Origin of the sequence: Pengzhenrongella sicca, from assembly GCF_017569225.1 — a bacterium.
Classification (GTDB): Bacteria; Actinomycetota; Actinomycetes; order Actinomycetales; family Cellulomonadaceae; genus Pengzhenrongella; species Pengzhenrongella sicca.
This window is the reverse complement of record NZ_CP071868.1, coordinates 3773320-3793755: the sequence shown is the minus strand read 5'-3', so window position 1 is coordinate 3793755 and position 20436 is coordinate 3773320. Positions and strand designations below refer to the sequence as shown.

The window sequence follows — 20436 nt, the reverse complement described above, 5'->3', positions numbered from 1 at the left end:
CCGAGAAATGCGTCATTGGTGGCGGGCGTGCCGCGGTGACACGTGGGGAGGCGGTGGTTCGGGGGATCGGATCTCGGTGTCAAACCCAGAGCGGAAGGCGTCCTCGAGAAGGCCAGCCGCCTTGTCCGTCTCGCCGTGCGCGAGGCTCCACGCCCACCACCGATACTTCTGCGCGACGTCGAAGGCGGGGCCGTCGATGACGAGCCTGCCTCGGTGGAGCCAGAGCGCGCGCGTGCACTCCTCCTCCACGGTCTTAGCAGCGTGGCTCACGAGAAACACCGTGCCGGCGCGCGAGCGCATCTCCTTCATCTGCTGCCCGCTGCGGTCCTTGAACGCCGCGTCCCCCGTGGCGAGCGCCTCGTCGATCAGGAGGATCTGGGGATCGGCGGCCATCGCGATCGCGAAGCGCAGGCGACCGGACATCCCCGACGAGTACGTCTTCATCGGGAGGTAGATGGACTTCCCGATGTCGGCGAGGTCCACGATCTCCGTGAATGCTCGCTTCGCCTGCGCAGGGGACATCCCCATCGCCAGGCACCCGAGGTGCACGTTCTGCTCGCCGGACAACTCCGGGAGGAGTGCGGCGTTGACACCCAGCAGGATGGGTGTGCTGCTCGCGAGGATCTCGCCGCGCATCGGCTTCTCGAGACCGGCAATGATGCGCAGCAGAGTGCTCTTGCCTGAGCCGTTGAGCCCGACGACGCCGATGGACTCACCTGCCCGCGCGACGAGCGAGATGCCCGCTAGGGCTCGAACGATAACCGCCGGTTCGCGCCCTAGCAGGCGGTTTGCGGCGCGCGCGGGAAGCGGCGTCGCGCGCCGTTCCGACTTGTCGGAGGACGGCACGCGATAGCGGACATGGACGTCGGAGACGGCGACGGTGACCGACGCATCCTCCCAGGGCGGCGCGTACTCAGGCCCGGCCATAGCTCTCCTCCCCCCGCCAGAAGAAGATCGTTCCGAAGGTGAGGGCCAGCGAACCCCAGCCAGCCAGGAGTGCCCAGGACGCAGCGGACGGAATCGTCGAGTAAAGGAGCACATCGCGGGCCATGTCGAGCACGATGAACAGTGGGTTCAGTTCAATAATGCGGATGACGTCCGGGTGCGTGACGAACCTGTCGAACGAGAACATCACGCCTGAGGCGTAGAGCCAGAGCCTCGTCGCGAAACCTATGAGCAGCGACAGATCCGGAATGCGGGCCGTCGCTCGTGCGGCTGTGAGCGCTAGACCGAGGTTGAACATCGTCTGGAGGACGAGGATCACGGGCAGCAGCAGCCACCTCCAGGTGATCGGCTCGTGCGGCGGCATCGTGACGATGAGCAGGAGCATCACGGCGAGGACGGGCGCGAAGGCAATCGCCTCGTTCACGACCGATGCCACTGGGAGCGAAGCACGGGGAAAGGAGAAGGCTCTGATCAGGTTCTTCCCCGAGATCAGCGACGTCGCGCCTCGGGTGAGGCAACGCGACGTATAACTGAAGAGAAAGACGCCGATAATCAGGTAGCCAAGGAAGTTGTCGATTCCCGCATTTACGCCGAGCACTACGCCGAAGATCAAGAAGTACGCCCCGCCGTCGAGGATCGGCTTGAGGACGAGCCAGATCGGGCCGAGGAGAGTTCCCCGCGTCCCACTCGTCACCCGGCCGCGTGCGTCGGCGAGGATGAAGTGACGTCGCTCCCAGACCTGGGCGATGTAGCTGAGAAGCGGGGGGCGGCTCGTCACGTTCGCGAGACGGTCCCGGTGGACCAGCTCGTATCGAGCGGGCCGACCCGTCGCCGTCGCCGTCGTGACGCTCACGCCGCCACCCGCGCCGTCAGCCGCTGGTACAGGTCGAGATACGCCGAACCCGCGTGCTTCCACGTGCGCGAGCCCGCGAAGGCACGGCCCGCCGCAGCGTACTGCTCTCGCGCGATCGGCGAGGCTGACAGCTGTTCGAGCGCACCAGCAAGCGCAGCCGCATCACCCGGCGGCACCAGCACACCGCTCCCGTGCGGCTCGATGAGCTCGGCCAGGGCCGGCAGGTCGCTCGCGACGACCGGGCGCCCGCAGGCCATCGCCTCGATGGGCTTGAGCGGGGTGACGCGGCGGGCGACCCGCACGTCGCGCCGCGGCACGACGAACACGTCGAGCGCCTCGTGATAGTCCGCGGCCCGCTCGCGGGGGACGCGGCCGGTGAACACGACAACGTCGCTCAGCCCCGCCTCGGCGGCGCGACGCTCGAGCGCGGGCCGGGATGCGCCGTCGCCGACGATCAGCGCGCGCGCGTCGACCCCTCGCTCGCGGAGCAGCGCGACGGCATCGATCATCGTGTCCAGCCCTTCGTAGTCCACCAGGCTGCTCACGGTGCCGACCCAGAATCCCTCGGTCGGGAGGTTAAGCGCTCGACGTGCGGACTCGGGAGTCGCGCAGCGGGAGAGCAGCGCGGCGTCGACGGCGTTCGGGACGACCGTGATCCCGCTCGCGGGCACGCCGCGCTCGATCAGCTCGGCGCGCAGCGTCTCGGAGAGGGTCACGACGTGGTCGGCCGCGAGCGCCATCTCGGTCTCCTTGGCCCGCAGCAGGCGGTACCGCTCGCTGCCCGCGGCGTGCGCCTGCTCGGCGGCGCCGGGCCGGCTCGCGACCCACGTCTCTTCGAGCAGCCCGCGCACCTCATAGACCCACGGCACCCCGAATCGCCGCGCGAGCGCCTCGGTCACCAGGGCGTTCGTGAAGTTCGTGGTGGTGTGGAGCACCTGCGGCTCGAACCGTTCGAGGATCGGCGCCAGCAGCTCGACCTGCTGGCGGAGCCGCGCGTCGGCCGTGGCGGCGCTGCGCGTCGGGACCAGCCGGGTGTATTCGATGCCGTCGACCACGTCGAGGTGGCGGGCGCCGAGCTTGCCGACCGACACGGGGTAGCCCAGCCGGGTGGCGGCCGCGACCCGGATCCCGGCGTCGCGCTGCGCGGTGAGGACGGCGTGGCTGCGTAGGGCGTACCCGCTCTGGGTGTGCGGGAGCGAGTTCGTCAGGACGTGGAACACGGCCAGGCCGCCGCCGGGACGTGCCGGGCTGGGCGGTCGCGGCGCGCCGGACTCGACCCGGGCGCCGGGCCGCATGGTCGCGAGCTCGGCGGCGTATCGGTGGTGCAGGCCCGGGTGCCCCGCGTCGCGGGCGGAGTGCTCGAGGGCGGCGGCGACGTCGCCGCGCTGCCAGGCGGACCGCGCCTGCAGCGACGACGTCGCGGGCGGGGGCGACGTCGTCGTCGGCCCGGTCGTGGTCGACCCGGCGGGGGCGACGTCCGCGCGACCGAGCTGCACGGCGAGCTCGGCGGCGAGCCGGCGGCCGAGGCGCCCGGGCGCGGCAGGGCGGTCGCGGAGCGCCGTCAGCTCGGCGGCGGCAGCGTCCGCGTGGCCCGCGAGCCAGGCCCCGTAGGCGCCGCGCAGGCTCCCCGCCGGCTCGGTGCCGCGCGTGCCGGTGCCGAGCAGGAGCCCGCGGGACGCCGCGACCACCACGGGCCGCGGCAGGCGGCGACTGACCTGCAGCGCGAGCAGCAGGGGATCGTCGCCGAGGTGGCGTGACGCCGTGGTGAGGGCGAGCCGGGCATTCGACCGAAGCTCGCGCGCGCGCCGCGCGCTCGGCGGCCTCATTCGACGACGTCCGTGAGGATGCCGAGGTAGCGCGCGGCGAGGATCTCGAAGTTGGCGTGCCGGAAGGCCCACGCCCGCCCGGCGCCGTCCATCTCGAGGCGGCGCGGGTCGCTGACGAGGTGAGTCCAGAGGTCCGCCAGCGCGGCCGGGTCCTCCGGCGGCACGACGTCGCCCGCCCCGGTGCTGCGGATGATCTCCGCGGCCTCGCCGGCCAGCACCGCGGTGATGTGGCGGCCGGTCGCGAGGCACTCGTACATCTTCGAGGGGACGGTCCACTTGAGCGGCTCCCACGAGCGCAGCGAGATCAGCAGCGTGTCGGCCCACGCGAAGTGGGCTGGTACCTCGGCGCGCGGGACCTTGCCGAGAAACTCGACGGGGGCGCCGAGGGATTCCGCGAGCGCCACGAGGGCGTCATAGTCGGCGCCGGAGCCGACGATGCGGAGCTCGATCGGGATGCCGCGCGATCGAAGGATCGCGCTCGCGCGCACCGCGGAGGCGAGGCCCTGGCTGCGGCCGACGGTGCCGAGGTACAGCACACGGAACGGGCCACCGGTGCGGACGCGCATGCCGAGGCGCGGGACCTCGTCGAGGTAGGCGCCGTTGCGGATCACCTCGACGCGATCCATGTCGCGGCTGCGCAGCACCTCGGCGAAGGCGCGCGTCGTGGTGACGATCGTCGCGGCCTCGTGCTGCGCGTGGGTCATCGCCTTGTGTGCCTGACTGGTCATGGCCCCTCGCCAGCCCCGGCGCTTGCGGGTGCTGCCAGCCCACATGTCGCTGGGCTCGATGAGGTCGGGCCAGGCATCGCGCATCTCGACCACCAGCGGGACGCGCAGCCAGCGGCGCAGCGCGACGCCGGCCCCGATGGACGGCATGCCGGGCACCGTCGCGACGACGACGTCGGGGCGGTGGGACCGGGGCGTCAGCTCGCGCATCCCGCGCGTTACGGCATCGGTCGCGGTGATGCCCTGGTCGACGGTGCGGGAGACGAGGTCGAGGCCGTGGGCGCGGTAGCGCAGGCGATAGATCTGCTCGCCGTGTTCTCCGACGGTGGAGGCGCCCGGGCGCTCGTCTGCGCTGAACTGCAGCGGCACCCCCGTCGAGTAGTGCGGCGGCGGCGCGAGCACGCTGACACTGTGACCTGCCTCAATGAAGCGGGGGATCAGTGCGCCCCACCGGCGTTGCGGGGCTCCGACCTCAGGGGCGTAGTGGTGTGTGATCAGCGCGATGTGCATGCGCAATTCACCGCGCAGTGCAATGCGTCAGCACCACGGGAACGTGCGCGCGCCAAGAATCCTCTTGGTGGCTGCGGCACAGTGAATCCTCATGGTGTGGGCTGGTGAACTCCGGAAGCCCTTTGCATGGGGCACTCACAGACTAACGCGCCAACTCAAAGGCAGCCGTTTTCGCCCCGAATGACGCATGTGACAACAGGTGTATTTGCGACATTTCTGGCGGCAAAGCCGTAATGCGTCGCCGAAGGTCGCAGGCTTGGGACCCGCCGGGCTGCGGCCGGAACGGCGGCGGGGCCGGTGGCGGGCCGGGGCGCGCGCGACCCCGCGGCGCCGAAACCGCTCGAATCGGGTCGGCTTCGTTTCCATCAGGTTTCGCCACGCCGACGAGGTGGGAACGTTCCTAGCCGGTCTGCAAGGATGCCGCCCATGACCAACTCTTCAACGCTCAAGAAGCCCACAGCGCCACCTGGGGTGCTCGACAAGTTCTTCAAGATCAGCGAGCGCGGCTCGACCGTCGGCACCGAGATCCGCGGCGGGCTGGTCACGTTCTTCGCGATGAGTTACATCATCGTGCTGAACCCGCTGATCATCGGGACGGTCCAGGACGGCACCGGCCAGTTCCTCGGCGGCGGCACCGAGGGCCCGAACCTCGCCATGATCGCCGCGGCCACCGCGCTCGTCGCCGGCGTCATGAGCATCCTCATGGGCGTCGTCGCGAACTTCCCGCTCGCGCTGGCCGCCGGCCTCGGGCTGAACGCCGTCGTCGCCTACTCGATCGCGAGCCTGCCGGGCATGACGTGGGCCGACGCGATGGGCCTGGTCGTGCTCGAGGGCCTGCTCATCCTCGTGCTCGTGCTGACCGGCTTCCGCGAGGCGGTCTTCCGCGCCGTTCCGGTCGAGCTCAAGACCGCGATCAGCGTCGGGATCGGCCTGTTCATCGCCCTGATCGGCCTGTACGACGCCGGGTTCGTCACCACGGGCAACGGCACGCCGCTGCAGCTGGGCACGAACGGCTCGCTCTCGGGCTGGCCGATCGTCGTCTTCGTGTTCGGCCTGCTGCTGATGATCGTGCTGATGACCCGCAAGGTCCGCGGCGCGATCCTCATCTCCATCGTCTCGGCGACCGTGCTCGCCGTCATCATCGAGGCCGTCGCCAAGGTTGGCTCGCGCAGCGAGGACAACCCCACCGGGTGGAGCCTCGACGTGCCCGCGATCCCCGACTCGTTCGTGAGCACCCCCGACTTCTCGCTGCTCGGGCAGTTCTCGCTGTTCGGGTCGATCGAGAAGATCGGCGTCGTCGCCGTCGTCCTGCTCGTCTTCTCGATCATGCTCGCCGACTTCTTCGACACGATGGGCACGATGGTCGCGATCGGGGCCGAGGCCGACCTGCTCGACGACAAGGGCAACCCGCCGCGCACGCGCCAGATCCTCATCGTCGACTCGATCGCCGCCGCCGCCGGTGGCGCCGGCTCGGTCTCCTCGAACACGAGCTACATCGAGTCCGCGACGGGCGTCGGCGACGGCGCGCGCACGGGCCTGGCGTCGGTCGTCACCGGCATCGCGTTCCTGCTCGCGACGTTCCTGTCGCCGCTCGTGGCCGTCGTGCCGTACGAGGCCGCGACGCCGGCGCTCGTCATCGTCGGGTTCCTCATGATGATGCAGGTGTCGGGCATCTCCTGGAAGAACTACGAGATCGCGATCCCCGCGTTCCTGACGATCATCCTGATGCCGTTCACCTACTCGATCACCGTCGGGATCGGCGCCGGCTTCATCACGTTCATCGTCATCAAGATCGCGGTCGGCAAGGTCCGCCAGCTGCACCCGCTCATGTGGGTCTCGGGCGCTCTCTTCGTCGTCTACTTCGCCCTAGGCCCGATCAAGACCCTCCTAGGCGTCTAGCCCAGCCAGCCACTTTTCAGGGGATCGAGTGCGTCTGACGCACTCGATCCCCTGAAAACCGTGTGGGGTGGGGGATCATCAGTCGCAGACGAACTGGGCGCTCGGAGTTTCGGGGCTGACGGGGGAGGCGGCGTGGGGCGGCGGGCGATCGCCGGGCGGGGGCCCGGGGCTCGGCGGCGGGTGCTGCTCGCGCTCGCCGGCGTCGGGCTCGTCGTGCTCGCCTGGCTCGCGTGGGTGGGGGTCGACGCGGCGCGGGCCCGGAATCAGCTCCTTGCGGCCGCGACGCAGGTGCAGGGGCTCGAGCAGCAGGTGCTGGACGCGGACGGCGACGGCGCCGCCCGGACGCTCGCGGAGCTCCAGCAGCGCACCGCCGCGGCGCGCGAGCTCACGCGCGGCCCGCACTGGAGCGCCGCGCGGGCCGTGCCGTGGCTGGGCGCCAACGTGCGGGCCGTGCAGGAGGTGACCGACGTCGTCGACGGCGTGATGCAGGACGCGCTGCCTGCGCTGCTGGACGCGACGACGCTCGTCGACCCGGCGTCGCTCGCACCCGTCGACGGGCGCATCGACCTCGCGCCGCTCGAGGCCGCCGGCCCGCAGGTGATCGGGGCGGACGCCGCGCTGCAGGAGGCGGCCCGCGCGCTGGACGCGATCGAGCCGGCCGGGCTGCTGCCGGGCGTGCGTGAGCCCCTCGCGCTCGTGCGCGCCGAGGTCGACCAGGTCGCGGCGACGACGGCGACGGCCGCGCGCGCGGTCCGGCTGCTGCCGCCGATGCTCGGGGCGGACGGCCCGCGGGAGTACCTCCTGCTCGTGCAGAACAGCGCCGAGCCGCGCGCGACCGGGGGAGAGGTCGGGCTCATCGCCTTGCTGCGGGCGACCAACGGCGCGCTCGAGATCGTCGAGCAGCGCGGGGCCAGCGGGATCCTGTCCGGGCTGTCCGAGCCGGTGCTGCCGCTCACGGCCGAGGAGCAGGCGATCTTCGGCACCGGGCTCGGGCGGTACATGGCCGACGTGACGTTCACGCCGGACTTTCCCCGCAGCGGGGAGCTCGCCCGTGCGTTCTGGAGCCAGCAGATCGGCGGCGACGTCGACGGCGTGCTCTCGATCGATCCCGGCGCGCTCGCGACGCTGCTGGGGGCCACGGGGCCGGTGCTGCTGCCGACGGGGCAGGAGCTGACGGCCGCGAACGCCGCGCAGCTGCTGCTGAACGGGGTGTACCTCGCGGTCGAGGACCCCGCCGAGCAGGACGCGTTCTACGCGGCGACGGCGCAGACGGTGTTCGGTGCGCTGCTCGGGGGGCAGGGCGAGCCGGCCGCCATGATGGCGGCCCTCGCGCAGTCGGCGCGCGAAGGCCGCCTCATGGCGTGGTCGTCCCACCCGGACGAGCAGGCGCTGCTCGCCGGGACGGTGCTCAGCGGCGAGCTGGTCGGCGTCCGGGGCGACTCCCCCGTCGTCGGGGTGTTCGTCAACGACGGCAGTGCGTCGAAGATCGGCTACTACCTGCGCATGGACGTCGAGGTCGGCACGACCGAGTGTCGCGCGGACGGCTCGCAGGCCCTCGAGGTGTCCGTCACCCTGACGTCGACGGCGCCGGCGAACGCGGCGGACCTGCCGCCCTACGTCGCGGGCGGGGGCATTGTTGTGCCGAAGGGCGAGGCGCAGATGAATGTGCTGGTGTACGCCCCGCAAGGCGGCCGAGTCGACAATGTGAACATCAGTCCAGGAACGTCCGGGGTGTTCTCGAACGTCCATGACGGCCTCGCTATGGTCGGCAAGACAATACGGCTTAAACCTGGCGAAACGGTCACCCTGAACCTCGCGATCGGTACGTCGAGCGGACAACTCGGCGCTCCGCAACTGCGCGTCACGCCCCTTGCGCACGGTTCTGTGGTGATTGATCAGGGTCGACTCTGCGAGTGACCACGGCTACACTTTTTTGCAGACGTGGTATGCCCCGGCAGAGCCCTAACAATTGGTGAAGGAGAACGACCGTGATTCGACGCATTGCATTGGTGGCCGCCGCGGCCGTCGCCCTGGTGCTCGCACCGACGGCGGCGATGGCGTACCAGGCCCCGGATCTCGTGGCGGAGGTCTCCGACCCGACCCCCGCCGCCGGCTCTCCCTTCGCCGTGACCGTCGAGGGCGCGACGCCGAACGGCTCGGTCCAGCTCACGGTCACGAGCGCGAACCCCGCGATCAGCGACGCGTCGATCACGATCGCCGGGACCAAGTCCTTCTCGCGGAACGCGAACGGCAACGGCGTCGCGGTCTTCATGGTCACGCTCGCTGAGGCCGGCACCTACACCCTGTCCGCGGTCGACGCGGTCACTGGTGAGACGGTCTCGACGCAGAACGTCGTGGTCGTAGCGGTCGGGGCGGCCGCCGGGTCTGACCTGAGCGACACGGGCTTCGACGGGATGGGCCTCGCGGCCGGCGCCGGTGCGCTCGTTCTCCTGGGCTCCGGCCTCGTATTCATCGCCCGGCGGCGCGGCGCCGACCAGGCGGTTGAGCGCGAACTCGTCGACGCTGGCCGCTAGCGGTCACGTCTGCCTCGTAGTTCTCCGTTACCGACCGACTCCTTCCGCACGAGGGCCGTCGGCGAGGCGAAGCGCCTCGTCGACGGCCGTCGTGCGATCGGTGGCCGCGCGCCACCGGAGGTACGCGGCCAAGGCGTCGGCCTTGCGGTGCGACCGCTCGGCCCCGGTCAGCGCCGCGATCCTCGCCAGTTCGGTGCCCCACGTCTGCGGCTCCAGGTCGGGCAGCGCGGCGCCGCCGCCCGAGCGCAGCACCTGCGTCCAGAGCGTGCGCTCCGAGCAGAGCACCGGGCAGCCGGCGCTGAGGCTCTCGGCGATCGCGTGCCCGAAGCCCTCTCCCGACGACGGCAGGACGAAGGCGTCGTAGTCCGCGAACGTCGCCTGGACCGCGTCGTGCGGCAGCTCTCCCCGATAGGTCACCACGACGCTCTCGGGCACGGTGCGGAGCAGGGCCTGGCACCTGCGCCAGTACGCCGGATCCGAGACGGGCCCGAAGATGTCGAAGATCGCGGGCCCGTCGAGCGCCCGGAGCGCCTCGATCGCGACCGCCAGGTTCTTGATCGGCGAGATCCTGCTGATGAACACGAAACGCGCGATCCGCTCGCTCGCGCGCACCCCGTTCACCGGGTCCGGCGCCGCGCTGTCCGCCCGCTTGATGATGCGCGCCTGCGGAAAGACCCGGTGGATGTCGCTGACCTCGTGCGGCGACTGGGCCTGCCAGACGACGGGGAGCCGCGCGACGAACGGCGCGATCAGAGGCAGGGTCACCCGCTTCTTTCGCGGCTTGATCGCGAGAGCTCCCGGCGCGAGCTCGCCACGGGGGGCGAGCAGCAGCCGGCGCGCGCGCACGACCCGCAGCTGCGCCGCGGCGAGCGGCGCGAGGGTGAACCAGGGATCCCAAAAACTGTTCACGTACAGCAGGTCGAACCGGGTAGGGCGAAGCATCCGCACCAGCGCGAGCGTCTGCCGGAGGTTCGTGCGATCCCAGTAGAAGACGGCGTGCCGCCCGCGCGGCACGAGACGCCCGGACAGGCCCGGGTACGGCGCCCGGTCGCCGAGGTCGCGATCTCGCGTGACGAGCGTGATCCGCACCTCCGCGCCGACGACGCCAAAGACGTGGTTCATCGACTGGATCGGGCCGCCGGCCCGGTGCCCCGGCTCGAACGCCCGCGCGAACGCCAGCACCTCGCGGCGCGGCCGGTGGGCGGCGGCCCCGTGGTTCGCGGAGCCGGCTGACGGGTGCACGGCGCGGGCGGGGCGGCGCGGGGTCAGAGCCGGACGTCGGGCGGGCCGTCGAGCGGTTCGCCGGGCCAGTACGACGAGCGGGTCGCGGGCTCGGAGCTGACGATCTCGTCGACCGTGCGCGTCGCGGGCTGCTGGCCGCCCCCGCGTTCGGCCCCGCTCCCGCGCTCGTGGGTCGGCGCGGCGGTGCCCGCCTCCGGGGGCCGGTGCCGGCGCCTGCGCGCGGACGGCCGCTGGACCCGGCCGAGCGCGCCGGACACCCGCGCGGCCGGGCCGCCGGCGGAGCCGCCGGCCGACTCGTGCTCCGAGGTGTAGTCGTAGTACGTGTAACCCTCGCTCTGCCTGCGCAGGACGCGGTTGAGCACGACGCCGAGCCGGCGCGCGCCGACCGTCTCGAGGGAGCTCATCGCGTCGGCGAGCTGTTGGCGGTGCAGCTTGTCGGCGCCGACGACGATCAGCGCGCCGCCGGTGAGTCGCGCGAGGATCGCGGCGTCCGTCACCGGCAGCAACGGCGCCGTGTCGATGAGGACGACGTCGTAGACCTTGGTCAGGTGCTCCAGGAGGTTGGCCATCGAGCGGGACCCGAGCAGCTCGCTCGGGTTGGGCGGGACCTCCCCGGACGCCAGCACATGCAGGTAGCCGTTGCCCCACGGCTGCACGACGTCGTCGGCGTCGGCCTTGCCGATCAGGACGGTCGTCAACCCGACCGAACCCTCCAGCCCCATGTACTCGGCGATCGACGGGCGGCGCAGGTCGCCGTCGACGAGCACGACGTGCCGCCCGGCGTCGGCGAGGGAGATCGCGAGGTTGATCGAGGTCGTGGTCTTGCCCTCACCGGGCATCGCCGACGTCACGACGATGGACTGCGGCCGGTCGGCGATGTCGAGGAACTGCAGGTTGGTGCGCAGCCGCCGGAATGCCTCCGCGCGGTGGCTGTGCGGGCTGGTCTGGACGATGAGCGGGTGCTCCGGGGCGTCGTCGTCGAAGCCGATCGTGCCGATGACCGACGTGTCGGTGACCCGCTCGACGTCGGACGCGCTGCGCACCTTTGTGTCGAGCAGCTCACGCAGGACGGCGAGGCCGATCCCGAGGGCGAGGCCGACCAGCAGCCCGAGCGCCAGGTTGAGCCGCCGGCTCGGCGAGTACGGCGCCCCGGGCGCGGTCGCGGTCCGCACGGTGTTGATCTCGACCGGCGACGCGGCGGCGTCCGACGGCTTCTCGAGCTCGGTGACCTGGACGGCGAGGCTCTCGGCCGTGGCGTTCGCGACGTCGGCGGCGACCTGCGGGTCCTCGGCCGAGGCCGTGATGTTGATCAGCACGGTGTCAAGCGGGTTGGACGCCGTGATCGACCCGGCGAGCGCCTCCGGCGTCGTCGGCAGGCCGAGGCTCTCGACCACCGGGCCGAGCACCCGTGGGCTCGTCACGAGGTCGGTGTACGACTTGACCTGGCGCTGGGTGAAGCTGCTGCCCTGCACGAGGTCGGACGTCGTCCCGCCGGTCGTCCGGACCGACACGAACACCTGGGAGCGGGCCTGGTACATCGGCGTCCTGACGGCCGTCGCCACCGCGGCGAGGCCGATCATGAGCGCCGTGACGAGCGCGATCGACAGCCAGCGCTTGCGAGCAACGGTCAGGTAGTCCTGAAGTTCCACCGCGTCTTCACCTGGTTCCTGGGACCGACCAGTAGGGGTTTACGACCCTCCTATGCTCTCACGCAGTTTGATCCGAAAACGGCAGCGCCGTCCGGTTGGTCCGGGTCGGTCCGGCCCAGCGGGTACAGTTTTTCCCGACGCTCTCGACGTTCGGCGAGCACCCCCCGAGAGCGCAGGATTCGCCGTCGAATTCATCGCGGAGGGGAGGCCTCTGGTGCGCCTGCTGATCACCGGTGGGGCGGGATTCGTGGGCTCGAACCTGACGGCCCTGGCGCTCGCGGCCGGCGTCGACGTGACGATTGTCGACGATTTCTCCACCGGTTACCGCGAGAATCTCGCCGGGTTGGACGCCAACGTCATCGAGGGGTCGATTCTCGACACCGAGGTGGTCCGCGCCGGGCTCGCCGGGGTCGACTCGGTGATCCACCTCGCGGCGCTCGGGAGCGTCCCGCGCAGCCTCCGCGACCCGATGGCGACCCACGCGGCGAACGCCACCGGCACGCTCACCGTGCTCGACCAGGCCCGGCTGGCGGGCATCGGCCACCTCGTCGTCTCGTCCTCGAGCTCGGTGTACGGGCTCAACCCGGCGCTGCCGAAGGGCGAGCGGGAGTGGGTCCGGCCGATGAGCCCCTACGCGGTCACGAAGCTCGCCGCCGAGCAGTACGTGCTCGCCTACCAGCAGTCGTTCGGCCTGCGGACCCTGGCATTCCGCTTCTTCAACGTCTACGGGCCCGGGCAGCACGCGGGGCAGGCGTACGCGGCCGTGATCCCCGTGTTCGTCGAGGCGCTGCTCGCCGGGCGCCCGCTGCCGGTCAACGGCGACGGGTCGCACTCGCGCGACTTCACCTACGTCGGCACGGTGTGCCGGGTGCTCCTGGACGCGGCGACCCGGCGGGTGACGCACCCCGAGCCGGTGAACCTCGCCTTCGGCACCAACACGACCCTCACCGGGCTCATCGAGACCCTCGCCGAGGTCACGCACCGCAGCCCGGTGGTCGAGCACGGACCCGCTCGGGCGGGCGACGTCGCGCACTCTCAGGCCGACAACGCCGTCCTGCGCACGCTCTTCCCGCTGGTCGAGCCGGTACCCCTGGAGCAGGGGCTAGCCGAGACGGTCGCGTGGTTCGAGGCCCGCCGATGACCCGCCTCGTCGTCATCGGCCAGGGGTATGTCGGGTTGCCGATGGCGCTCGAGGCCGCCCGGGCGGGCCTCGCCGTCGTCGGCCTCGACACGCAGGCCTCGCTCGTCGCAAGGCTCAACGCCGGCCGGTCGCACATCGACGACGTGTCGGACGCCGCGCTCGCGGCCGGCCTGGCCGCCGGGTACACGGCGTCGACGGACGCCGCCTGCCTGCGCGCGGCCGACGTGATCCTCGTGTGCGTGCCGACGCCGCTCACCGCCGACGGCGGCCCCGATCTCGGTCCGATCGAGAGCGCGGCGCGTGCCATCGGCGCGCACGTCGCGCCGGGCACGCTCGTGATCCTGGAGTCGACGACGTACCCCGGCACGACCGAGGAGGTGTTCGCGCCGCTCGTGCTGGGCGACCGGCTGAGCGTCGGAACGGACGTGCACATCGCGTTCTCGCCCGAGCGGATCGACCCGGGCAACGCGACCTACGGGGTGCGCAACACACCCAAGGTGGTCGGCGGCCTCACCCCGGCGTGCACGCGCGCGGCCCGGGACTTCTACGCCCAGTTCATCGACACGGTGGTCGAGGCGAAGGGGGCGAAGGAGGCCGAGATGGCCAAGCTCCTCGAGAACACGTTCCGGCACGTCAACATCGCGCTGGTCAACGAGATGATGCGGTTCTCGCACGAGCTCGATATCGACCTCTGGGACGCGATCGACTGCGCCGACACCAAGCCGTTCGGTTTCATGGCGTTCCGGCCCGGGCCCGGCGTCGGCGGGCACTGCATCCCGGTCGACCCCGCCTACCTCAGCCACCGGGTCAAGGCGCGGCTCGGGTACGCGTTCCGGATGGTCGAGCTCGCTGCCGAGATCAACACCGCCGCCCCGCTGTACGTCGCGGGCCGGCTGTGGGAGGCGTTGAACGAGCACCGCCTTGCCGTCAACGGCGCGTCGGTCCTGCTGGTCGGCGTCACGTACAAGCCGAACGTCTCCGACCTGCGCGAGAGCCCGGCCGTGCCGCTCGCGAAGCGGCTGACCCAGTGGGGCGCGCGGGTCAGCTACCACGACGCCCACGTGCCGTCCTGGCGCGTGCCCACGGACGCAGGCGTCCTCGAGCTCACCAGCGTCGACGACGTCTACGCGGCGGCGGGCGGGGCCGACGCCGTCGTGCTGCTCCAGCCGCACGCGACCTACGACCTGGACCGGTTGGCACGCGCGAGCTCGCTGCTGCTGGACACGCGGGGCCGGCTGGCGCCGTCGGGCTCGGTCCACCGCCTCTGAGGAGGCGCCGGCTCGGCGGCCGATCTCGCGGGTCGCCTCACCCCGCGCGCAGGAGCTCGGCCAGGAAGCGGGTGATGCGGGCGCCCTGGGCCCCGCTTGAGCGGGTGCGCGCGACGAACGCCGCCGCGGCGAGCCCCCGGGCCTCGCGCTCGGGGGCCGGGATCCGGCGCACCGTCTGGATGGCCCGCGCGATGCCACCGGCGGTGCCGTCGTCGATCCAGTAGACGTACGGCTCGTACTCCGGCGGGATCCCCGCCAACCGGGTGGTCAGCACCGGGGTGCCGGACGCCATGTACTCGAGCAGCTTCGAGGGGAACGAGTACCGCACCACGGGCTGGTCGACGGGCCGCGGCTGGACGAGCAGGTCCGCCGCGGCGTACGCGGCCACGACCGCAGCGCGGGGAACGAATCGGGCCGGGTCGATGCGCGGATCGGCCGCCGCGGCGGCGTCGATCCAGGCGGTGAGGGGGCCGGCCCCGAACGGCGTCAGGCGCAGGCTGGCGTCGGGCAGGGCTCGGACGGCCTCGACCAGCCGGCCCACGCCGTACTCCTGCACGAGGCCGCCCGCGTAGACGACGCGAAACGTCGGCCGCTCGCCACGCGGGGGCCGGTCCACGGCGGCGTGGGTCGAGATCCCCTCCATCAGCAGGCTCGGCCGCCCGGGCGCGAAGTCGGTGGCAAGCGGGCCGGTGAGCGCGATGACGCCGTCGACGGCCCGGAGCGCGCGGCGGACCACCGCGACGTCGGCCCGCTTGAGTGCCCGCACCAGCGGGCCGTCCGTCGCGAGCGCGACGCCCGGCGGGTCGGTGAGGATGACGACGGTGCGCACCCGCGCGAGGCGCCGGGCCAGCATGCCGAACCACAGGAACGGGCTGTGCACCCCGTGCACCAGCAGCACGTCCGGCCGCCAGCGGCGCAGCGCGCGCCAGCCCGTGGTCAGGCAGGCCACGAACCGGCTCACGTGCTTGAGCGCGAGGACGTTGATGAAGCCGAGGGTCTCGCCGTCGACGCCGTCGGCGTGGAACGGGTGGCCCCGGAACAGCAGCCGCGAATTCGCGGGGTAGTTGGTCACCGGCGCCGCGGACAGCAGCGTCACGGTCGCCCCGGCGGACCGCAACGACTCGACGACCGCCCACGCGAAGGCGCTCGTCTGGGCCGGCATGTTGGCGTCGGTGCGCAGGATCTCGGCGATCTCGTCCGGCGGCAGCGTGAACCCGAGCAGGCTGATCCTCATTTTGGTCGCCCACGGGCCAGGATGCGCTGGTACAGGTCGTCGAGGCCTGCGACCATGTGCTCGACCGTGTAGTGGCCGGCGACGACCTCGCGAGCCTCGCGCCCCAGCCGCGTGCGCAGGGCCGCGTCGTCGGCAAGGGCGCCGAGCGCCGCGGCGAGGGCCGCCGGGTCCGACGGCGGGACGAGCAGGCCGCCGCCGCGCTCGAGCACCTCGACGTTGCCGCCGACGGCAGAGGCGACCACGGGAAGCCCCGCGGCCATCCCCTCGAGCAAGGCGTTGGACAGGTTCTCGTGCAAGGTCGGGAACACGAAGACGTCGGCCGCCACCAGCAGCGCGGCGACGTCGAGGCGCCGGCCCAGCAGCTGCGTCGACCAGCCGGGGACCCCCCGGTACGCCGCCTCGATAGCCGCGCGGTCGGGGCCCTCCCCGACGACGACGAGCCGCGTCGAGGCCGCGTGCTCGGGCAGCCGGCGCATGGCCTCGGCGAGGACGAGGTGCCCCTTGTCCAGGCTGAGCCGGCCGACGACGACGCACACGAGCTCGCGGTCGTCGACCCCGAGCGCGGCCCGGGTCGGCGCCCGCAGCGGGCTCGGGGCGAGCGGGAGGTCGACGCCGTTGGGGATGACGCCGGCGAGCTTGGCGCGGTACGGGTCGAGGAAGCGCCGTCCCGAGGCGTCGGTCGAGACCGTGGCAACGTGGGTCGCGAGGCGCAGCGTCGCGGGCTCGATGGCGCCGACCAGGAGGCGCCGGCGGGCGGATCGGCCGCCCTGCTGCAGGTCGCGCACGGTGCCGTGGATGCTGACCAGGACCCGCGGGCAGCCGGCGAGCCGGGCCGCGAGCGCGCCGTGGAACCCCTCGTTCCCGAGCCCGCGGACGTGGACCAGATCCGGCCGGACCCGGCGGAGCAGCCGGACCCACGTGGCGATGAGGGCGACATCGATCCCGCCGGCCGCCCGGTGCTGGTGCATCCGCACGAAGGTGTACTTCGCCGCCAGGGGCGAGTCGAGCACCCGGCCGAGCGCGGTGATCGGGCCGCCGGAGCCGGGCTCGCCGAAGGAGTGCTGGACGATCGTGGGTGTGGTCACCCCGTCACCGCGGTCACCCGGGCCGCCGGCCACGCGCCCGGCCGAGGGCGCCCGGACGCCGCAGGCCGCGTCGGCGCCGCGGCGGTGGCGGGGGAAGCACCCCGATCCGGGAGAACAGGGCGAGAGCGAACCACCCGGCCGGAGCCACCTCCCAGTGGCCGGAGAGCAGGATCGGGCCGCTCGCGGCGATCAACGTGCCCACGAGCAGCCGCCGCGTGAGCGGCTCGACCGTGCGGGTCTCGGCCAGCAGGGCGCTGAACGCGCTGGCGGCCAGCAGGCACAGCCCGATCAGGCCCAGGCCGGCCGCGACCTCGAGCGGGACGTTGTGAGCGCCGATGCCGAAGGGGTTGATCGTGGAGAAGCCGCCCGCGCCGATGCCGACGAACGGGTTCTCGCTGATCGACTCGCGCGCGTACGGCCAGACGGCAAGGCGACCGGCGAGGTTCTCCGTCGTCCGCAGCGAACCGGCGTCAAGCAGCCGGAGGGTGTTGTCGCCCCACCCCGTGAGCGTCATGAACACCCCGACGCAGAGCAGCAGGACCGGGACCGTGACGCCGACGAAGGGAAAGAGCCGCCAGGTCACGAGCCACGCGAGCACGAGCACCGCGCCCAGGAACGCGCCGCGCGAACCGTTCTGGGCGAGCCCGAAGTAGAACAGCGGGACGAGCACGAGCAGGAGCGGGCGCGCGCGGTGCAGTGGGCCGCGGACCTGCCAGAGCAGCACGATGATCGCCAGGCCGGTCGTCAGCGAGTACGCCGTGTAGTTGAGGTTCACGCCCGCGATGCCGTAGCGAGCCACGGACAGCTCGACGTTGAACGACGCGCCCTGGTTCTGGTTGACGAGCTTGGCCAGGGCGACGACGCACCCGCCGACGAATCCGAACGCCACGATGGCGAGCTGGGTCGGGGTGCGGATCGTCGTGCGGGTGGCGACAAAGATCGCGAGGACGGCGACCTGGTTCCCCACCGCGAGTGCGGTTGCCGACGGGTTGACCGCCCAGGTCAGCGACATCGCCGCCCAGAGGGTCAGGGCGACCGCTAGGACGTCGGCTGCCCGGGGCCGGATCCGCCCGGCCTCGCTGAGCAGCACACCGAGGCAGATGACGGCGCCGAAGCGCAGTGCGGTCCCGGGGTCGAACGTGGAGTACCCCGCGACGACGGCGAGCGCGCCGGCGCGCCAGTCCCGCAAGACGCCGCGCTCGCGGGCCGCGTCCAGGCCGGGTTCGACCACGATGGGCGCGCTCATCGGGACCGTAGCTGCAGTGCGGTCCGCATCGCCTCGAGATGCGACTCGCAGCGCACGTAGTTGAGCGCAATCATGCGTGCGTCGGGGTCCCGCCAGAACAGCCGCGCGCGGGCGAGCTGGGCCGCCCGTCCCAGGTGGCCGCGGAATGGGCGGGTGGGCAGGAGTCCGCGCGCGTACATCCCAGCCGCGTCGGCCGCGAACTCCTCCCAGCGCGCCGTCAGCGCCTCGTCCGAGCCGACCTGCAGCCGGTACCCCTCGAGCTCGTTGCGTGTCTCGGCCGCCTCGGTCGCGGTCGCCAGGCGGACGTCGTAGGAGTCGGTCTGCCGCAGCGGCACGACGGCGAACCGGGTGTCAGTCGGCGAGAAGGTGAGCGACACGAGCAAGCCCTCTCGCCACGCGCGCGCGGTGCTCGGCGCCGTGAACTGGAAGTTACCGAGCCCGTAGAAGATCGGGACGCCGGCCCAGACCTCGTAGGCGCCGGGCACGTGGGAGTGGTGCATCACGATCGCGTCGGCCCCGGACTCGGCCAGGAACCGCAGCTCGCGGCGCAGGCCCGGCCGGGGCAGGGGAAAGTACTCGTTGCCGCCGTGCAGGATCACGAGCACCGCGTCGCCCGCCGCGCGGGCCGCCACGACGTCCGCGCGCGCGTCGAGCACGTCCCAGCCGCTTGCGCCGGCCCCGTCCGCGCGCACCGACCACTCGTGCTCGCAGTAGTTGAGCACGGTCAGCCAGCCCGCCGGCAGCGGCAGGCGGATCCGCGCGGCGTCGCGTGCCCCCGCGGGTTCGGTGCCCGCGCCCACGGTCGCGAGCCCGCGCGCGGCGGCATCGGCGAGGGTGTCGGCGAGGCCGCCGAGGCCCGCGTCGAGGATGTGGTTGTTGGCCAAAGTGACGCCCGTGAAGCCGGCGTCGCGGACGCGGTCGAGCGCGGTCGCCGGCATTGTCAGGTGCGGGCCGCTCTTGCTCAGGCGCTCAAGTCGCGCCGTGACCGGGCCCTCGAGGTTGACCAAGGCGTGGTCCGCTGCCGCGATCTGGTCGCGGACGGCGCGGCTCACCCCGGGCGCGAACCCGTTGCGGAGGAAGAGGTCGCCGGCCACGATCACGGTGCTCATGGACGGGCTCCCCGCAGGCTCTCGACCAGCCCGACGACCTTGCGCGCCTGGACCGGGGCGCTGAACGAGGCGTCAATGAGCCCGCGGCCGCGACGGCCGACCTCTCGCGCCGCATCGTAGGAGCTGGCCGCCCCGACCAGCGCCCGCGCGAGCGCGCCCTCGTCGTTCGGCGCGACCATGAGGCAGGTCTCGCCGTCGCGGAGATGCCGCGGGATCTCGCCGACGGCGGTCGTCAGGACCGGCCGCGCCGTCGCCAGGTACTCGCCGAGCTTGGTCGGGAAGCCGCCGCTGGCTTGGCGCGAGACCGGCCGCGGCAGGGCGAGCAGGTGGCAGCGGGCGAGGATGCCGCGCACCTGGTCGTGCGGCACGAGGCCATGGAACGTCGCGCGCCCGTCGAGGCCGAGCCGGTGGCTCTCGCGGGTCGCGGTCAGTCCCGCCGCCGGGCGCGTGTCGCCCAGGATCTCGAGGCGGAGCTCGTACCGGGGGGCGAGCCTCGCGGCGGCCGCGGCGGCCGCGCGCAGGAGGGTGAGCACCCCATCCTTCTCCTGCACGAGCGATCCCGCGTACCCGACCGTGAACGTCGTCGTCAGCTTGAGTGGGTCGAGCGGCGTCTCGAGCGCCGTGTCGACGATCGAGCCGAGCAGCGCGGTCCGGGCGACGCCGCTGCGCGCCGCGTACTCCTCGAGCGCGCCCGAGATGACGAGGACACCGTCGAACGCCGGGAGGTGCCGGCGCACGAAGACCTGCTCCTGGACACGGCCGAGCGGCCCGGGCGGGCGCACGACGTCGGGGTACTCGAGCAGCTCGTGCAGCACGGGGATTCCCCGGCGCCGGGCGGCCCGGAGGGTCGCCTCGAGCAGGAGCGGGTCGCGCACGGCCGCTAGCACTGCGTCGACGGCGCCGGTCGCCGCAGCGGAGCCGATCGAGCGGTCGAGGCGACGCAGCGCGGTCAGCCGCCAGGCGAGCGGGGAAGTCGACCCGGCGCGGGCGATGCTCGTCCACGTGATGGCGGGGTTCGACCGGGCGCCCGCAGGCGGGCGCGCCTGGTGCAGCATGACGAACGAGACCCGGTGGCCCTCCTGCGCGAGGCCGGCCGTGAGCGCGAGGTGGCGCGCCGCGACCGGGCCGCCGTCGGGGTAGTCGAACGCCGTGACGATGACCAGATGCATC

At 72.5% G+C, this 20436-nt stretch carries 16 protein-coding genes; 5 read left to right on the top strand and 11 right to left on the bottom strand.

Features of this window, described 5'->3' with window-relative positions; genetic code table 11:
• Positions 1-12: 12 nt before the first annotated feature.
• From J4E96_RS17345 to J4E96_RS17330, 4 genes are read right to left on the bottom strand one after another with little or no spacing between them, the layout of a single operon-like run.
• Entirely contained in the window at positions 13-927 is a 915-nt protein-coding gene (locus tag J4E96_RS17345; protein ID WP_227423296.1) for an ABC transporter ATP-binding protein, read from the bottom strand.
• The gene (locus J4E96_RS17340) at positions 914-1798 is read right to left on the bottom strand and encodes an ABC transporter permease (protein ID WP_227423295.1); all 885 of its coding nucleotides are present in this window, start codon (positions 1796-1798) and stop codon (positions 914-916) included. Before J4E96_RS17340 ends, J4E96_RS17345 begins: the two co-directional genes overlap by 14 nt.
• Positions 1795-3624: a glycosyltransferase gene (locus J4E96_RS17335; RefSeq protein WP_227423294.1), complete on the bottom strand. Its 1830-nt coding sequence runs from the start codon at positions 3622-3624 to the stop codon at positions 1795-1797. Before J4E96_RS17335 ends, J4E96_RS17340 begins: the two co-directional genes overlap by 4 nt.
• Positions 3621-4859, bottom strand: coding sequence for a glycosyltransferase family 4 protein (locus J4E96_RS17330; RefSeq protein WP_227423293.1), 1239 nt, complete (start codon positions 4857-4859; stop codon positions 3621-3623). Before J4E96_RS17330 ends, J4E96_RS17335 begins: the two co-directional genes overlap by 4 nt.
• A 426-nt stretch (positions 4860-5285) precedes the next feature.
• Here J4E96_RS17330 and J4E96_RS17325 point away from each other — a divergent pair, with 426 nt between their 5' ends.
• The 3 genes from J4E96_RS17325 to J4E96_RS17315 all read left to right on the top strand — a co-directional run bounded on the left by J4E96_RS17325 (position 5286) and on the right by J4E96_RS17315 (position 9292).
• On the top strand, positions 5286-6758 hold the full coding sequence (locus tag J4E96_RS17325) for an NCS2 family permease (protein WP_227423292.1): 1473 nt from the start codon (positions 5286-5288) through the stop codon (positions 6756-6758).
• Between the two features lie 132 nt (positions 6759-6890).
• Positions 6891-8675 (top strand): DUF4012 domain-containing protein, encoded by a 1785-nt coding sequence (locus J4E96_RS17320; RefSeq protein ID WP_227423291.1) that lies wholly within the window; start codon positions 6891-6893, stop codon positions 8673-8675.
• A 71-nt stretch (positions 8676-8746) separates the two neighbouring features.
• A complete protein-coding gene (locus J4E96_RS17315; protein ID WP_227423290.1) occupies positions 8747-9292 on the top strand; it encodes a peptidase in 546 nt (181 codons plus the stop codon).
• Positions 9293-9319: 27 nt separating this feature from the next.
• Here the strand turns inward: J4E96_RS17315 and J4E96_RS17310 are convergent, their stop codons facing one another.
• Together J4E96_RS17310 and J4E96_RS17305 are read right to left on the bottom strand one after the other, a co-directional pair.
• A complete protein-coding gene (locus J4E96_RS17310) occupies positions 9320-10534 on the bottom strand; it encodes a glycosyltransferase (protein ID WP_227423289.1) in 1215 nt (404 codons plus the stop codon).
• 23 nt (positions 10535-10557) lie between these two features.
• On the bottom strand, positions 10558-12183 hold the full coding sequence (locus tag J4E96_RS17305) for a polysaccharide biosynthesis tyrosine autokinase (RefSeq protein WP_227423288.1): 1626 nt from the start codon (positions 12181-12183) through the stop codon (positions 10558-10560).
• A gap of 214 nt (positions 12184-12397) precedes the next feature.
• Here J4E96_RS17305 and J4E96_RS17300 point away from each other — a divergent pair, with 214 nt between their 5' ends.
• Together J4E96_RS17300 and J4E96_RS17295 are read left to right on the top strand one after the other, a co-directional pair.
• Complete coding sequence (locus tag J4E96_RS17300) at positions 12398-13324, top strand: NAD-dependent epimerase/dehydratase family protein (RefSeq protein ID WP_227423287.1); 927 nt, start codon at positions 12398-12400, stop codon at positions 13322-13324.
• The gene (locus J4E96_RS17295; RefSeq protein ID WP_227423286.1) at positions 13321-14592 is read left to right on the top strand and encodes a nucleotide sugar dehydrogenase; all 1272 of its coding nucleotides are present in this window, start codon (positions 13321-13323) and stop codon (positions 14590-14592) included. Before J4E96_RS17300 ends, J4E96_RS17295 begins: the two co-directional genes overlap by 4 nt.
• 37 nt (positions 14593-14629) lie before the next feature.
• Here the strand turns inward: J4E96_RS17295 and J4E96_RS17290 are convergent, their stop codons facing one another.
• The 5 genes from J4E96_RS17290 to J4E96_RS17270 are packed head-to-tail and all read right to left on the bottom strand — an operon-like array spanning position 14630 to position 20435.
• Entirely contained in the window at positions 14630-15826 is a 1197-nt protein-coding gene (locus tag J4E96_RS17290) for a glycosyltransferase (RefSeq protein ID WP_227423285.1), read from the bottom strand.
• Positions 15823-16911 carry a glycosyltransferase gene (locus tag J4E96_RS17285; RefSeq protein WP_227423284.1) on the bottom strand — a complete coding sequence of 363 codons (1089 nt, stop codon included), beginning with the start codon at positions 16909-16911 and terminating at the stop codon, positions 15823-15825. Before J4E96_RS17285 ends, J4E96_RS17290 begins: the two co-directional genes overlap by 4 nt.
• A gap of 13 nt (positions 16912-16924) precedes the next feature.
• Positions 16925-18157: an O-antigen ligase family protein gene (locus J4E96_RS17280; protein WP_227423283.1), complete on the bottom strand. Its 1233-nt coding sequence runs from the start codon at positions 18155-18157 to the stop codon at positions 16925-16927.
• On the bottom strand, positions 18154-19266 hold the full coding sequence (locus tag J4E96_RS17275; protein WP_227423282.1) for a CapA family protein: 1113 nt from the start codon (positions 19264-19266) through the stop codon (positions 18154-18156). Before J4E96_RS17275 ends, J4E96_RS17280 begins: the two co-directional genes overlap by 4 nt.
• The gene (locus J4E96_RS17270) at positions 19263-20435 is read right to left on the bottom strand and encodes a glycosyltransferase (RefSeq protein ID WP_227423281.1); all 1173 of its coding nucleotides are present in this window, start codon (positions 20433-20435) and stop codon (positions 19263-19265) included. Before J4E96_RS17270 ends, J4E96_RS17275 begins: the two co-directional genes overlap by 4 nt.
• Between the last annotated feature and the right edge of the window lies 1 nt (position 20436).

What these genes read in the sequence shown, in the direction of transcription:
- J4E96_RS17325 (WP_227423292.1), top strand. Translation starts at nt 5,286, where the DNA reads ATGACCAACTCTTCAACGCTCAAGAAGCCCACAGCGCCACCTGGGGTG.
- J4E96_RS17330 (WP_227423293.1), bottom strand. Translation starts at nt 4,859, where the DNA reads ATGCACATCGCGCTGATCACACACCACTACGCCCCTGAGGTCGGAGCC.
- J4E96_RS17275 (WP_227423282.1), bottom strand. Translation starts at nt 19,266, where the DNA reads ATGAGCACCGTGATCGTGGCCGGCGACCTCTTCCTCCGCAACGGGTTC.
- J4E96_RS17270 (WP_227423281.1), bottom strand. Translation starts at nt 20,435, where the DNA reads ATGCATCTGGTCATCGTCACGGCGTTCGACTACCCCGACGGCGGCCCG.
- J4E96_RS17345 (WP_227423296.1), bottom strand. Translation starts at nt 927, where the DNA reads ATGGCCGGGCCTGAGTACGCGCCGCCCTGGGAGGATGCGTCGGTCACC.
- J4E96_RS17335 (WP_227423294.1), bottom strand. Translation starts at nt 3,624, where the DNA reads ATGAGGCCGCCGAGCGCGCGGCGCGCGCGCGAGCTTCGGTCGAATGCC.
- J4E96_RS17290 (WP_227423285.1), bottom strand. Translation starts at nt 15,826, where the DNA reads ATGAGGATCAGCCTGCTCGGGTTCACGCTGCCGCCGGACGAGATCGCC.
- J4E96_RS17280 (WP_227423283.1), bottom strand. Translation starts at nt 18,157, where the DNA reads ATGAGCGCGCCCATCGTGGTCGAACCCGGCCTGGACGCGGCCCGCGAG.
- J4E96_RS17295 (WP_227423286.1), top strand. Translation starts at nt 13,321, where the DNA reads ATGACCCGCCTCGTCGTCATCGGCCAGGGGTATGTCGGGTTGCCGATG.